At 56.8% G+C, this 14,361-nt stretch carries 14 protein-coding genes; 5 read left to right on the forward strand and 9 right to left on the reverse strand.

The genetic code is table 11. From position 1 onward, the window contains the following. Window positions 1–5: 5 nt before the first annotated feature. From AC2TDA_RS17745 to AC2TDA_RS17760, 4 genes are all read right to left on the reverse strand, one after another. Complete coding sequence (locus tag AC2TDA_RS17745) at window positions 6–803, reverse strand: NAD-dependent epimerase/dehydratase family protein (RefSeq protein WP_480880059.1); 798 nt, start codon at window positions 801–803, stop codon at window positions 6–8. A 10-nt stretch (window positions 804–813) separates the two neighbouring features. After that, window positions 814–2,094 (reverse strand): TRAP transporter large permease, encoded by a 1,281-nt coding sequence (locus AC2TDA_RS17750; RefSeq protein WP_480850350.1) that lies wholly within the window; start codon window positions 2,092–2,094, stop codon window positions 814–816. A gap of 1 nt (window position 2,095) precedes the next feature. Next, a complete protein-coding gene (locus AC2TDA_RS17755) occupies window positions 2,096–2,599 on the reverse strand; it encodes a TRAP transporter small permease (protein ID WP_480850305.1) in 504 nt (167 codons plus the stop codon). 64 nt (window positions 2,600–2,663) lie between these two features. After that, on the reverse strand, window positions 2,664–3,635 hold the full coding sequence (locus AC2TDA_RS17760; RefSeq protein WP_480850303.1) for a TRAP transporter substrate-binding protein: 972 nt from the start codon (window positions 3,633–3,635) through the stop codon (window positions 2,664–2,666). Between the two features lie 159 nt (window positions 3,636–3,794). On the opposite strand from AC2TDA_RS17760, the gene AC2TDA_RS17765 reads away from it, so the two are divergent. The 5 genes from AC2TDA_RS17765 to AC2TDA_RS17785 all read left to right on the forward strand — a co-directional run bounded on the left by AC2TDA_RS17765 (window position 3,795) and on the right by AC2TDA_RS17785 (window position 8,213). Continuing rightward, entirely contained in the window at window positions 3,795–4,529 is a 735-nt protein-coding gene (locus tag AC2TDA_RS17765; protein ID WP_480880061.1) for a FadR/GntR family transcriptional regulator, read from the forward strand. A 91-nt stretch (window positions 4,530–4,620) separates the two neighbouring features. Then, on the forward strand, window positions 4,621–5,526 hold the full coding sequence (gene kdgD, locus AC2TDA_RS17770; RefSeq protein WP_480850299.1) for a 5-dehydro-4-deoxyglucarate dehydratase: 906 nt from the start codon (window positions 4,621–4,623) through the stop codon (window positions 5,524–5,526). Continuing rightward, a complete protein-coding gene (locus tag AC2TDA_RS17775; protein WP_480880063.1) occupies window positions 5,523–6,659 on the forward strand; it encodes a mandelate racemase/muconate lactonizing enzyme family protein in 1,137 nt (378 codons plus the stop codon). The genes kdgD and AC2TDA_RS17775 overlap by 4 nt, the downstream gene beginning before the upstream one ends. A gap of 2 nt (window positions 6,660–6,661) precedes the next feature. After that, window positions 6,662–7,522: an amidohydrolase family protein gene (locus tag AC2TDA_RS17780; RefSeq protein ID WP_480850295.1), complete on the forward strand. Its 861-nt coding sequence runs from the start codon at window positions 6,662–6,664 to the stop codon at window positions 7,520–7,522. Between the two features lie 457 nt (window positions 7,523–7,979). Then, a complete protein-coding gene (locus AC2TDA_RS17785) occupies window positions 7,980–8,213 on the forward strand; it encodes a hypothetical protein (protein ID WP_480880065.1) in 234 nt (77 codons plus the stop codon). 161 nt (window positions 8,214–8,374) lie between these two features. On the opposite strand, the gene AC2TDA_RS17790 is transcribed toward AC2TDA_RS17785, so the two are convergent. Genes AC2TDA_RS17790 through AC2TDA_RS17810 form a run of 5 tightly spaced genes read right to left on the reverse strand, consistent with a single transcriptional unit; the run spans window position 8,375 to window position 14,356 of the window. Beyond that, window positions 8,375–9,412, reverse strand: a complete 1,038-nt coding sequence (locus AC2TDA_RS17790; protein WP_480880066.1) for an aromatic ring-hydroxylating dioxygenase subunit alpha — start codon at window positions 9,410–9,412, stop codon at window positions 8,375–8,377. A gap of 2 nt (window positions 9,413–9,414) precedes the next feature. Continuing rightward, on the reverse strand, window positions 9,415–9,966 hold the full coding sequence (locus tag AC2TDA_RS17795) for a hypothetical protein (RefSeq protein WP_480880067.1): 552 nt from the start codon (window positions 9,964–9,966) through the stop codon (window positions 9,415–9,417). Further along, window positions 9,959–12,835: a 2Fe-2S iron-sulfur cluster-binding protein gene (locus AC2TDA_RS17800; protein ID WP_480880068.1), complete on the reverse strand. Its 2,877-nt coding sequence runs from the start codon at window positions 12,833–12,835 to the stop codon at window positions 9,959–9,961. The genes AC2TDA_RS17795 and AC2TDA_RS17800 overlap by 8 nt, the downstream gene beginning before the upstream one ends. Then, a complete protein-coding gene (locus tag AC2TDA_RS17805) occupies window positions 12,832–13,092 on the reverse strand; it encodes a sarcosine oxidase subunit delta (RefSeq protein WP_480850286.1) in 261 nt (86 codons plus the stop codon). The genes AC2TDA_RS17800 and AC2TDA_RS17805 overlap by 4 nt, the downstream gene beginning before the upstream one ends. 10 nt (window positions 13,093–13,102) lie before the next feature. Further along, window positions 13,103–14,356: an FAD-dependent oxidoreductase gene (locus AC2TDA_RS17810; protein ID WP_480850284.1), complete on the reverse strand. Its 1,254-nt coding sequence runs from the start codon at window positions 14,354–14,356 to the stop codon at window positions 13,103–13,105. Between the last annotated feature and the right edge of the window lie 5 nt (window positions 14,357–14,361).

Below are 14,361 nucleotides of genomic sequence, written 5' to 3' on the forward strand. Positions count from 1 at the left end.
TGGGTTTAGTCCTTCATTATCGGCGCCGCTGCAAAGGCGCCGCCCTGAAATCTAGCCGCGATGTCATCCGGTGCAGGCTTTTCGACTTTCGCATCCAGCCCGGCGCGGAATTTTTCCGAATTGTCTTTGGGCGACCAACCCAGATCAGCGATCTGGCCGTTGTCCCACCAACCTGCATCGTTGTCAGAGGCCCCATAGATGATTGGGCATCCCAGCCTTTTGATTTGAAAAACCCGTGCGATCAATGCGATGAAATCATCCGGGCTGAGCCAGGTGCTGAGCATCCGATGATCTTTCGGCTCAGCGTAGCACGAGCCGATGCGCACGATGGCCGTTTCCTGCCCAAGCTTGTCGAAATACATGGTCGCCAGTGCTTCGCCGAAAACCTTGGACACGCCGTAAAGGCCGTCTGGGCGCGTCACCGAACTGGCGTCCAGTCTTTCTGTCACCTTATGATACCCGATGGTATGGTTCGAGCTGGCGAACAGGATGCGCGGCTGACCCGCCTTTTGTGCTGCATCGTACAGGTTGTACATGCCGATGATGTTGCCCTGAAGAATTGGCCCAAAGGGTTGTTCGACCGATATGCCGCCCAGATGCAGCACCCCGTCGCACCCGTCCACCAGGCGATCGACAAAGGCTGCGTCCGCGAGGTCGCCAATCATCAGTTCTTCATTGGGGCCATTGAGCGGGATGTCCCGTCGTGCGGTCACGCGCAGCGATTTTGCGACGTGGTCAAGCCGGGTGCGCACCATTTTGCCCAATGCCCCGCCAGCACCGGTGATCAGTAGTTTTTCGAGCATTGCGACTACCTCATTCAAACAAGCTTGGAAGGGTCAGCGAGATCGCCGGGACATAGGTTGTCAGCATCAGCGCGGCAAAGATCGCCAGATAGAAGGGCCAGATGGTTTTAAGCACGCTTTCGATACGAACCTTCGCCACAGCGCAGCCGACAAACAGGCAGGAGCCGACAGGTGGCGTCGTTAGGCCGAGGCCGAGATTCATCATCAACAGCATGCCGAACTGGACCGGATCCATTCCGAACTGACGTACAACAGGAAGAAAGATCGGTGTGCAGATCAGTATCAATGCCGCCATGTCCATGAACATGCCCAGGACCAGGAGCGCGACATTGATCATCATCAGCACGACGATCTTGTTGTCGGATATGCCCGTCATCAAGCCAAGGATTTTGTCCGGAACCTGGTAGAGTGCCAGGAAGTAGGCAAAGGCTGTTGCCGCTCCGACCAGGATCATGACCAGCGCCGTTGTCCGGATCGCCTGGGTGATCGATTGCCAGAAAGCGTTCCAGGTCAACGACCGGTAGACGAACAACGTTACCAGCAAGGCCCAGATGGCTCCGATCGCCGCGGATTCCGTGACGGTGAAAATGCCCGATAAAACCCCTCCGATGATCACGACAGCAGTCATGAAACCCGGAAGTGCTGCAACACCTGCGACGGCAACTGCGCGCCAGCCGGGGAAGGGTTGTGCAGGATAGCCGCGCCGCACGGCGACAAGATACGTAGCCACAGTCAGGATCACGCACATCATGATGCCAGGCACGATGCCGGCCAGAAACAGAGACGAGATCGAAACACCGCCTCCGGCAGCAAGCGCATACAGGATCATATTGTGGCTCGGGGGGATCATGATGCCGGCTATCGATGAGGTTACGGTGACATTCACGGAATAGTCGTCGTCATATCCCTGCTCTCGCATCATCGGGATCATCACCGACCCCAGAGCCGATGTATCGGCCACGGCTGAGCCGGAGATGCCGCCGAACAACATCGAGCTGAGAACGTTGACCACACCCAGACCGCCGCGGACCCGCCCGACTATGCTTTCGGCAAAGCGCACCAAACGGAGCGCAATACCGCCATGCATCATCAGCTCTCCCGCGAAGACGAAAAAGGGAATGGCCAGCAGAGTAAAGCCGCTCATGCCCGAAACCATGCGTTGAAACACGATCGGTTCCGGCAGGCCTTCGATTAACGCCGCTGAAAACGCCGCGATGCCAAGACAGAACGCAATCGGAATGCCGGCCAGCATGGCGATGGCAAAAACGCCTAGAAGAATAGCAAGCCCCATCTCAGCTTCCTTCGTCTACTGTATCTGCTGCAGACGCGGACGCGCCTTTCAGCAGAAAAAACAATCTTTCGATCATGAAGAGCACGATCAGCACGCCGCAGAACACGAGTGGCAGGTATTTGACCCCCTGCGGTATCCCGATCAACGGAATTAACCGGTTCCAGGTGCCGCTCACCAAGCCCCAGGAATGCCAGGTCATGGCCAGTCCGAAGACCAGCAGGATCACCGTATTGAGGACTTTCAGGCCCGCCTGAACAACCGTCGGCAGGCGTTCCGTGAGGAAGTCGAGGCCTAGGTGGAAGTTTTCACGCAGTCCGATCGCCGCGATTGGCAATGACACCATCAAGATAAGCAGAAGCGCCAGGCTTTCCGCCCAAGTCGGTGTATCGTTTAGGACGTATCGTCCCCAAACTTGGTAGCCCATGATCCCGATCAGAGCGATCAGGGAAACTCCACCAATCACGATGACGAACCCTGACAGCCAGTCGAAAAGTTTCCAATGCATGAGGCCCTCACTTTCGCGGGGCAGACGGGTTGCCGTCTGCCCCGCTGTTTCCTAAGAAATCAGCCTAGTCTACTGATTGGATTTGTTCGAGAATATCGCGCACCACTGGATCGGTTGCGAACTCCTCGTAGACAGGTGCCATCGCGGCGATGAAGTCGGACTTGTCTTCCAACTCTACAATGGTGTTGCCTGCCGCGCGCACGATCTCTTCAGACTTGGCCTCGCGTTCGGCCCACAGTTCCCGCTGCAGGGTTGCGCTTTCGATTGCAGCCTGCCGCAAGACTTCCTGATCTTCGGCGCTCAACCCGTCCCAGACACTCTTGTTCACTGCGAAGACTTCGGGAACGATTGTGTGCTGGTCCAACAGATAGTGGCCCGCCACCTCAAAATGCCCGGTTGATTCATAGGAAGGCCAGTTGTTCTCTGCACCGTCCACAACGCCTGACTGAATCGAGGTGAACACCTCACCAAACGGAATTGGAGTTGCGTTTCCGCCCAGAGCCTCGACCATCGCGACATTCACATCCGAATTCTGCACGCGGATTTTCAGTCCCTTAAGGTCGGCCATCGAGTTCAGCGGCTGATTGGCATAGAATGATCGGGCGCCACTGTCATACCAGGCCAGCCCTACCATGTTCGCCTCTTCCATCTTGGCGCTAATGGCGGCCCCAACGTCACCATCCAACACACGGTGCATGTGGTCGATTGACTTGAACGCATACGGAAGGGTTGTGGCTCGGGTGGCCGGAATAATGTTATTCAACGGCACAAGGTTGAACACCGCAAAGTCAATGCCGCCGAACTGCATCTGTTCGATTGCGTCGTCTTGCTCACCCAGCTGAGCCGAGTGGTACGTGCGCGGTTCGATCCTGCCCTCGGTGCGCTCGGCAACCAGTTCGCCGAAGCGGTCCATGGCGATGGAAACGGGGTAATCCGGCACGTGCGTGTTCCAGCCGCGCAGCTCCTCCGCCGAAACAGATGCTCCGAGCGTCAGGGCAATTATGCTGGTGGCCACGCTGAATTTGGTAAACTTCATGAGATCCTCCCTCTCAAGGTCGATAGTTGTCATACATGTTGCGATAATATTGCAAACATATATGATGAGTTGTGTCAATGAGAAATTCGTTAGTTGTAGGATAACCGACTTCACGGTAAAAATCGAAAAACCTGAGATATAAGGAGCGCAGCTGAAAACATGGGTGGTCAAGAAAATCCCAAGAAGGCCCCTAAGCCGCGGCAGGGGCGAGCAAATATGGTGGCGGCATTGGCGGCCACGCTGCGCGAGCCGATCCTCAGTGGGCAGGTTCATATTGGAGAGAAATTGCCAAGCGAGGCGGAGTTGACCGCCGCGCATAAAGTCAGCCGTACGGTTGTGAGGGAGGCAATTGCTTCGCTTCGCTCGGATGGGCTGGTCGAGGCCAGGCAAGGTGCGGGCGTGTTTGTGATTCGGCAGGCCATGCCCTCCGCTACAATGTTGAAATCCTTTGATACCAACAAGATATCGTCAATAATCGAAATCCTTGAGCTGCGCACAGCTGTAGAGGTTGAGGCGGCGGCCCTTGCGGCCAAGCGCCGTTCTCCGGCCCAGGAGGGCGCGATTCTCGAAAGCTGCCAGGAAATGGGTGCACTGATTCGCGAGGGAGTGCCGACGGCTGAGGCAGATTTTGCCTTTCACCAATCAATTGCAGCAGCCACTAATAATCCGCGGTTTACCGAATTTTTCGAATTGATGGGCAATCGCGTCATCCCGCGTAAGCGGCTTGAGCGCAGTGAGGGAGAGGCGGCTACGCAACGGTATTTGCAACAGATTCTGTCGGAGCACGAGAAAATTGCCAAGGCAATCTCGGATCAGGACGAGCAGGCCGCGCGCGACGCAATGCGACTTCACCTGAAGGGTAGCGGTGACCGATATCGGGACTTGGTTCGATAAATTGCTGCTAACTTATATTATAAGTTGTTGACAGTGTCGCATCCGACCATATGCTGTATCTGACGTTCAAACTCGAACAAGGAACACCAATATGGACCCCCAGATTCTCAAAAGCGCACTTGGCGCTGGCCTTCTTTCGTTTCCGGTGACGCCCTTTAACGACAACGGACAATTCAATCGTGCGCCTTACGAAAAGCACATTGACTGGTTGGCTGGCTTCGAAGCGACCGCATTATTTGCTGCCGGAGGAACCGGCGAGTTTTTCTCGCTTGACCCAAGCGAGGTCCCGGAAATCGTCGCTGCCGCCAAATCTGCAGCTGGGGACACGCCGATTATCGCAGGGTGTGGGTACGGGACGACTATGGCTGCCGACCTGGCGCGCGCTTCTGAGAAGGCAGGCGCAGACGGCATTCTGCTGTTGCCCCACTATCTGATTGATGCGCCGCAGGAGGGGCTCTACGCTCATGTCAAAGCTGTCTGCGACTCTGTTTCCATCGGTGTTATGGTCTACAACCGGGGCAATACGGTTCTTGAAGCAGATACACTGATGCGACTGTGCGATGCGTGCCCCAACCTTGTCGGGTTCAAGGATGGCACGGGTGATATCGGTGAAGTACGAAAGATCACAGCCACGGTTGGCGACCGCCTGACCTATCTGGGTGGAATGCCCACGGCAGAGTTGTTTGCGGAGGCCTATCTCGGGGCAGGATTTACAACCTATTCTTCGGCGGTATTCAATTTTGTGCCGGCGCTTGCGCAGGACTTTTACAAGGCGTTGCGGACCGGAAACAAAGACCGCACTGAAGAAATCCTCAAAAGCTTCTTTTACCCCTTCATGGACATTCGTGATCGTAAGCGCGGATATGCCGTATCGGCGATCAAGGCCGGTGTTCGTCTTGTCGGGTTCGACGCAGGTCGAGTGCGCCCTCCATTGACGGATCTGACTGAAAAAGAATCTGCTTCTCTATTGGAGCTCATTGAGGCGCATGCAGGATGAAGATTGAGTCCGTTCAAACCCATGTCCTGGATTTCAAGCTCGATGCCGCCTTCGAAAGTGCTTCGATGCGCTTTGACCGGCGCCAGCACGTTCTGGTCGAAATCACTTGCGACAATGGACTGACCGGCTGGGGAGAATGCCTCGGCCCTGCCATGCCCAATGCCGCGGTGGTCCAGGCTTACGCGCCGATGCTGACAGGGCGCGATCCGTTGGAAACCGAAAAAACGTGGATTGAGCTTTACAATGCCTTGCGCGACCAGGGTCAGCGCGGGTTGACCGTGACAGCCCTGTCGGGGATCGACATCGCGCTTTGGGATATTAAGGGCAAACACTTTGGCGTGCCCGTATCCACTTTGCTGGGCGGGCGGTTCCGTGACAAGGTGCGCGCCTATGCCACCGGTTCGTTCCGCAAGGACGATGTAGATCGGGTCGCCGATATTGCAGCCGAAGTGGGCAGCTATCGCGAGCAGGGATTCCACGCGGTTAAGATCAAGATTGGCTTTGACGTCGAAGAGGATCTGCGTGTAATCGCCGCTGTTCGTGATGCCATCGGACCGGACATGCGTTTGATGATTGATGCCAATCACGGCTATGACGTTCTGGAGGCCATCGAAGTCGGACAGCGGGCGGCACAGTACAGGGTGGACTGGTTCGAAGAGCCGGTTTTGCCGGAACTTCTGGACGCCTATTCCGAAGTCAAGGCGAAGCAACCGATTCCCGTCGCGGGAGGGGAAACCTGGCACGGGCGCTGGGGGATGAAAGATCCGATCGAACAGCGCCGAGTGGACATCTTGCAGCCTGATATTTGCGGCACTGGCGGTTTCACGGAAGGGCGCCGCATCGCAGATATGGCTGCTTTGCACGGCATCAGACTTGTTCCGCACGTATGGGGGACGGCAATTCAGATTGCGGCCAGCCTGCAATTCATGGCGGCTTTACCACCGAACCCGCCACGCAAGGGACCTGTCGAGCCGATACTGGAATTCGACCGCACCGAGAATCCGTTCCGGCAAGCAGTCGTAACGACCCCGATTGAGCATCAAAATGGCGTTGTGCAGATCCCGAACGCACCAGGCTTAGGTATCGAAATCGACCGGTCGGCTCTAAAACGCTTCGCGCCACAGGACTCATGAACATGGTGCGCCGCCAACTGAACGGAGCGCCCCCGAAAATCCAGGTGCCAAAGGGGGCAGTGGACACACAACTGCATGTCTATCTAAAGGGATATTCCGCCCAACCTGGTGGCCCGGCCATCCCAGACGGTTGCCCGGATCTTGAGCAATATCTGCAGGTGGCCCAGTGGCTGGGAATTGACCGGTTCGTAGTCACAGTGGCCAATGCGTACCAGTTCGATAACTCATGCCTGCTTGAGGTGCTGCGGCAGGCCACCGGTCGCGCAGTAGGAGTTGCGGCGATTCACGGCAAAACAAGTGAATCCGAACTTCGGTCGCTGGTGGATGCAGGCATTGTCGGCGCTCGCGTCATGGATCTGCCCGGAGGCGCTATTGGTCTGCGGGAATTGAAGGATGTCGATGCTAAGACTTCTTCGTGTGGCTTGGCAATTGCTGTTCAGTTCGACGGCAGCCATATCCTGGATCATGAACATACTCTTCAGTCGCTGCAAAGCCGCTACGTGATCGATCATCATGGTAAGTTCTTTTGCGGCGTTACACCGGATAGCCCTCAGGTCGATGCACTAAAACGCCTGATTGATCGGGGTAACTGTTGGTTCAAATTTGCGGGGTGCTACGAGTCTTCCCGGTCCGGGAAACCGGGCTTTGCCGACATTGGTTTAGTTGCTCGGGAAATAGCCCGATATGCGCCCGAACGGATCGTCTGGGGAACAAATTGGCCACACAATATGGCGACTCGGACCGAAGACTATCCTAACGATGCAGAACTTCTGGACCTGGTAATAGGATGGGTGCCTGAAGCATTTCGTCGCCGTGTATTTGTCGATAACCCGGAGGAGTTGTTTGGGTTGGCTTCCAGCTAGATGAGGGAATTGTCGCAATCTAGTTATGAGCACGGTTATTTAGTTGTTGTACTGTCTGAAGGCCCTCTAATCCGCTCGGCCGATCATTGTCAGGCGATTTGGCACAGAATTGTGTGATCCGTGTTCACAGCTCTGGCTTGCAGGAACTCTTCGCGCAAAGGGGACAGTATTCCACACTATTGGGGTATCGTTAACCTCGATTTCGTCTAGGAATGCCGCCTAAGCTAAGATAAGATCTGGGGTCTTCCCACGTAAATATTACCAATAACTCTGTCTACCTGCTTGATATTTCGCTGGCCATCCCGCCAACCTACCCCAACAAGACTTACAAGACCTTTGACGACACCATCGTATGGACAGATACTGATACTGGCCTAATCGGATGGGGTGAAGTCTCCCCAAGGGGCCACTCTATCAGCCTGAGCATGCTTAAGGTGTCCGTTCGGCAATCGCTGAAATGGCGGACGGGTTAATTGGCCGGGATCCGATTCAGATTGGTGCTATTAACGCGGAGATGAATGACTGGTTGATGGGCGGCATCATCGGGATGCGGCTGATCCGTGATGTTATAGGAGCGGCCGGCAAGTTCCTGAGTAGTGACGACTTGTGGGGCGCAGACCTGGCGGCAGCGACGCAAGCGCAACTAACCGTTTCGACAATTATCCAAACTGATCGCCTAATTCTGGTATAAATCCTACAATAACGTGCCCATTCCGAAGCCATTCAGATGGGGTAACGCGGAAATTTGGATTATTCCAGCAGGGCTTCAACGTCCCTGCCAGAACAACATGATGGCAATGCCGCTCAGCCTGGTCAGCCAAACGCAACATAACCCGTTAGATGGCTCTAGGGTCAGACCGGTTCCAAGACTTCTTGTTCCGCATTGATCATCTTCTGCAGGCGGCGGCGGAATAGAAGAGGTCCGGCATCAATCGCCAGATCGACGTTGCGGGTGGATTTATCATCCATCCCCTTCTGCACTTCGATCAGAATGTCTCGATCTTCGTTAAAAGCAAACTCCACCGAGTCGCTCATGTATTGCGAAATCTCTGCATCGTCTGCATGCACATTTCGAATTTGGAACCAGTAGTATCGGGTGGTTTTTTCGTCCACCGGCGTCATGAAGTTGTAGCTGTCCATCTGAAAGTACTGCCCCTCAGGCAGATTGGTCGCATCACCGCCAGTGCCAGCAGGCGTGAAGATCGCCTTGATATAGGCAAGCGAAGGATAGCGAACTTCGTAGTGCTGCTCGCGGTCGCAATTACCTTCGAATGGCACCAGCTTTTTGTAGAAGGGCGCAACTTCGACATCATACATCCAGCGCGACACGATCACCCCGTTTTCGGCACCTGTCACGGTCAGCGGCTCCTCTTCGCAAGCAGCGTTACCGAATGAGCTTTGATGCACCCAGGCCACGTGAGACGGATCGAGCAGATTGTCGGTGATAAAGAGGTAGTTGCAAGGGAATGGCATCGCATCGCCCCTGTTTATGCCCCAACCCGGTTCTTCAAAATGTTCAACTTCAAAAATCTTGTCTGTATCCGCCAGCGCCGGATCGCCCATCCAGATCCAGACCAAGCCGTAGCGGCTTTCGACCGGGAATGAGTGGATGTTTGTAGCCGCGGGAATTTTATCCTGACCGGGTACTCGCACGCAGCTGCCGGAGCAGTCAAAGGTCAGCCCGTGATAGCCACATTCGATGTGGTCACCCTTGATGCGGCCCTTGCTGAGCGGCAGTTTTCGGTGCGGACACGCATCGATCAAGGCAACAGGCGTGCCAGCCTCGGTGCGGTAAATCACAATCTTTTCACCCAGAACTTTGATCTGGCGCGGCTCGCGAGTGACTTCGCTGTCCCATGCAGCGACATACCAGGTGTTGCGGAGATACATGTTCAACCTCTTCTGTCTGGAGCGCCGGGGACAACCGGGCGCGGATAGGTGGATGGATCGGTAGGGTCATGACGAAAGGCCAGGGCGCGCAAATAGTCTGCAAAAGATTGCGCGGCCGAGCGGAAAACGATCAGGTTCACATCGCGTGTGTTATGCCACCATATGGTGCAGTCATAGCAGCCAAGCCGGGTGCGAGTGCAATGGGTCTGACGTGTCTGGGGGGAAAACAGATCAGCGCAAGTGTAATGATCCAGAAAATGCAGGGCCTCGACCCCGCGCAGGCGAAAGCGGGTCAAGCCGTGGCCGATGTCCACCTGGCGGTAAGTTCCAGCGGGGGCAGGCCCGCCGCACCAGACAGTTCCCGGCCATAACCGCAGCAGGAAGGTCTCGCCACCTTGCTGAACATGGCCAAATGGCAGCAGTGCATCCAGAGCATCCGGATTTGCATTCAATGCGATCAGCGGAAAGAACTCCTCATCCAGCCGCAGACCCAGCGAACCGGGTAAGAACCCGACGGCATTGCTTGCACGGGTGATTTGCAACGCCTCAGTCATGAAGCCTGTCCCCTTCTGGATCATAGAAACAGGGCTCGACAACCCGAACCGGCACCGATGTACCGGCCACCGGGGAATGCGCCCAAATCACATCGCCAATCCGGGCTCGGCCCGCTTGCAGGAACCCAAGCGCAATCGGATGGTCGAGTGCTGGACTGTGTATTGCGGCGGTCAAATGGCCGATTGTGACGGTTTGTCCACTCTCATCGAGGTCGCTGTCACTCAGGTGCGATGCGCACGGTATTGTGGTAGCTCCGTCCTCAGGCACCAGCCCCACCATCTGTTCGCGTGCGTTGCCTTGCAGGTTTGGGCGCTGTAGCAGGGCGCGGCCCAGAAAGTCCTTCTTTTTTGAAACCATTCCGGCCATCCCAAGATCCCCCGGCGTCCGGCGTCCGTCTATTTCGGTCCCCACCGACAAATGGCCTTTTTCGATCCGCAACACATCCAGCGTTTCAAGGCCATAGGGTGTGATATCCCATTCAGCGCCCCGTTCCAGTACGCGCGTCAGCAGGGTTTCGGCATATCCTGCCGGCACATTTATCTCGTAACTCAATTCGCCCGAGAAGCTGACCGAGAACACCCTGACGGGCAACTGGTCCAGATGCCCCTCGCGTATCGCCGCAAAGGGGAAATCGTCGCGCGCAATGTCGAAATCAGGTTTCAATGCAGCCAGTAGTCCGCGCGCATTCGGACCGGCTATTGCCAGAGAAGCCCAATGGTCGCTGACATCCGTGAGGGACACATCCAGATCGGGCCATTCTAGCTGGGAGCATTTCTGCATGTATCGCCAGACGGACCCGGCATTGGCTGTCGTAGAAGTCACAAGGAAATGCTCTTCGCCGAGGCAGGCGATGGTTCCGTCGTCAAACACATAACCGTCTTCCCGCAACATCAAGGCATAGCGCAGGCGACCGGGTTTGATTGTATCGAAGTTGTTGCAGTAAAGACGTGAGAGAAACTCAAGCGCGTCCGGTCCCTGAACGTCGATCTTGCCCAAGGTGGACATGTCAACGCAGCCGAGTGAATTGCGAACGGCGCGGGTTTCACGCATGATCGCCTGGGCCATCGTTTCCCCCGCTTTCGGGAAGTATCGGGAATAGAGCCAGTCGCCGGAGGTCTGGAAAACGCAACCCAGTTTCTCGAACCCGGTATGGAAAGGGGTGCGCAAGACGGGTGTCATTTGCGCGCCAACCTCTGCACCGACCAGCGCGCCAAGTGAGACTGGAGAATAAGGCGGGCGATAGGTTGTGTGACCGATATCGGTGGGGTCTTGCCCTGACAAAGCGGCGATCTCCAGCAGACCATTGGTCCAGCTGGTTTTGCCTTGATCAGTGCCCATTCCAAGAGTGGTATAGCGCTTGGTCAGTTCGATATCTCGATAGCCTTCCCGCTGTGCGAGTGCGATGTCGTCGCAGGTGACATCATTCTGAAAATCAACGAAGGCTTTGCCTTTGCCCGCGTCGAAATCCCCGGCTGAGCTGGGCTTCGGGTCCGGGCGTGGCAGGTCGAGGAATTTGTGCATCTCCAGCTCTGCCATGGCCTGATGCGCGGCCGCTTTACCGTCGGCTACGCACTCGGCCGTATCCAGTACGCCACGGGCGCCGCCTATGGGGCGTAATCGACCGTCCGTCTCTGGCGGCAACAGGCTTTGGGTGTATGCCGAGAAACTGAGGCGCTCTCCCGTCTGCGCAAACAAATGCGCAGTCGGCATCCAGCCTGCGGACATGGCTATCAGATCGCAGGGAGTGTGATGCTTGTGACCTTGAGCATCCCGCCAGACAAGACCGGTCAGGTGCCGTTTGCCTCGCGTGGAGAGGAGCTGCGAACCGGTTGGCAATTCAGCTGCGATCTGGATTCCAGCCTCTTGCAAGGCAGCGACCGTATCTGCGCGCTCCTGAGGGTCACGAACCGCCACCACAACACGGCGCCCTGGGGCAACACCGAAGCGGCGGACATAACAACGAACGGCGCCCGCCAACATAATGCCAGGTCGGTCGTTGCCGGGGAATACCAGCGGGCGTTCGATAGCCCCGGCCGCCAGCAGGATGCGCCTTGCCCGGATCTTCCAGAAGACCGCGTTGCATATACTTTCGTCAGGACGTGTCTCCACCGCTTGAACCAATCCGTGATCGTACTGACCAAAGGCTAACGTTCGCGGCATGACTGTGACGTTTGACAGAACCCGCAGCGCGTCCTCGGCGTCGTTTGCCCAATCAAACGCGGACAACCCTTGCAGAGTTTCGTTGGCGGACAGCAGTGACCCACCCAGCGCGTGGTCCTGTTCAAGCAGGATCACCGTGGCGCCTGATTGTGCGGCGGTAATGGCTGCTGAAAGCCCGGCAGGACCGCTGCCGATCACAAGTATATCACAGCTTTTGCGTCGCTTGTCGTAAAGCGCCGGATCGGGGGCGGAGTCCACTGTCCCGTGCCCCGCTGCCTGCCGGATCTTCGGTCCAAAACGCCGGTGCCAAACCCCTTTTGGCCACATGAATGTCTTGTAGTAGAAACCCGCTCCGATCATCTTGCCCAATAGCCCCAGTATCGCTGCCCGGTCGTTTTCAAGGGACGGTAGTGCATTCTGGCTGGTCACCTCCAACCCTTCGCGCAGCGGGATTTCGGTCACCTTCATATTTGGTGTGCACCCGGACTGTTCCCGGACCGTAAGCATGGCCGAGGGTTCCTCCAACCCTGCCGAGATGATCCCGCGTGGCCGGTGGTACTTCAGCGATCGCGCCACAAAATGGCGGCTGTTGGCCAGCAAAGCCGAGGCCAGTGTATCGCCGGGGTGGCCGGTCAGGGCCTCTCCGTCGAAGGTGAAATGGAGCGTCTGACTGCGGTCGATCAAACCCCCGGACGGCAAGCGGTTCATTCCGGACCTCCCGCTTCGGCGTCGACGAACTCATGATTGGTCGTGTTGCGGGTGATTTCGACCCAACGCTCGCAGCCGCTGCCGTGATACCAAATCTCCCGTAGGGGACCGCGAGGGTTGTGCCCCGTGGACATGGCATGGTTCCAGACGGCAGCATCTGTCCGCCCGTCCAGCGGGGGTAACACACGCCGAGGGCCGCCATATGTAAACTCGCTTTCTTCGCGAAGGCCGCAGTGGGGGCAGGGGATCAACAGCATCTCGTTGTTCCTAATGCAGCCAGGGGTACGGGCCGATGCCTGCATCGTCCTGTTCGGCGCCTTGGGTGAAGCGATCATAGGCAAATGGCCGCAACAGTTCGGGCATCTGCCCTGTCGCCAACAGTTCTGCCATTTGGTGGCCGACTGCGGGTGTCGCCTTGAATCCGGCATAGCCCCAGCCGGCGTTGATCATCAGCCCCTCCACCGGGGTAGGACCAAGGATTGCATTGCCGTCCATCGGAATATCCGCAGTCCCCGACCAATGCCGCATTAGCCGTAGCCGTGACAGGAAGGGGAACATTTGCAGCGCACGGGCCAGCACGTCTTCAATCCGTTCGAAACTGCCGCGCCGAGCGAACGAGCTGTAGCCATCGGTCGCGCCGCCCAGCACGAACTCGCCTTTGCTGGTCTGGCTGACATAGGAATAACCCGCGTTATAGTTCACCACAGTATCCAGTGCAGGCTTCACGGGTTCAGTCACAAAGGCCTGCACGTTGATCGAATTCAGCGGCAGGTCCAGTCCGGCCAATGCTGCCACCTGAGTGCTGGCGCCAGCTACGGTAACCAATGCCTTGCCGCAGGTGATCCGCCCTTTAGGGGTCTCAATCGCTGCCAACTTTCCATTCTGCACGTCGATTCCGGTCACCGGGCAGTTCTGAAACACATGAATGCCAGCTTGTGACGCCTTACGGGCAAAACCCCAGGCTACCGCGTCATGCCTCACAACACCGCCAGCCTCCTGCACCAGTGCACCAGTAATAGGGAACCGCTTGTCAGAGGACAGGTCGAGTTCGGGTACCCGGTTTTGCAAAGCGTCTCCGGTCAGGATCGCAGCATCCGCCCCGCCCAACCGCATCGCGTTGGCGCGCAGCGTGAAATGCTCCAGTTCACCGTCCGAATGGGCCAGATCGACGTATCCCCGAGGCTCATACATCAGGTTGAAATTTAGATCCTGACTTAGATCGTCCCACAGTCGCAAGGCAAAGTCCTTAAGCCGGAAGCTGGAATTCAACAGATAATCAGAGCGTACAATTGTTGTGTTACGAGCAGTGTTGCCACCGCCGATCCACGCGGACTCCAACACCGCGACATTGGTTATTTCATGGTGCTTAGCTAGGTAGTAGGCCGTTGCCAGCCCATGACCGCCACCGCCAATGATGACGACATCATAGGACGAACGCATCTCGGGCGTGCCGATGACCGCCCGCCAGTGCTTGTTTGCGGTCAAGGCATGACCCAGTATGGAAAACGCAGAATAGCCCATTCCGG

This window comes from Ruegeria sp. HKCCD6426 (assembly GCF_057221115.1).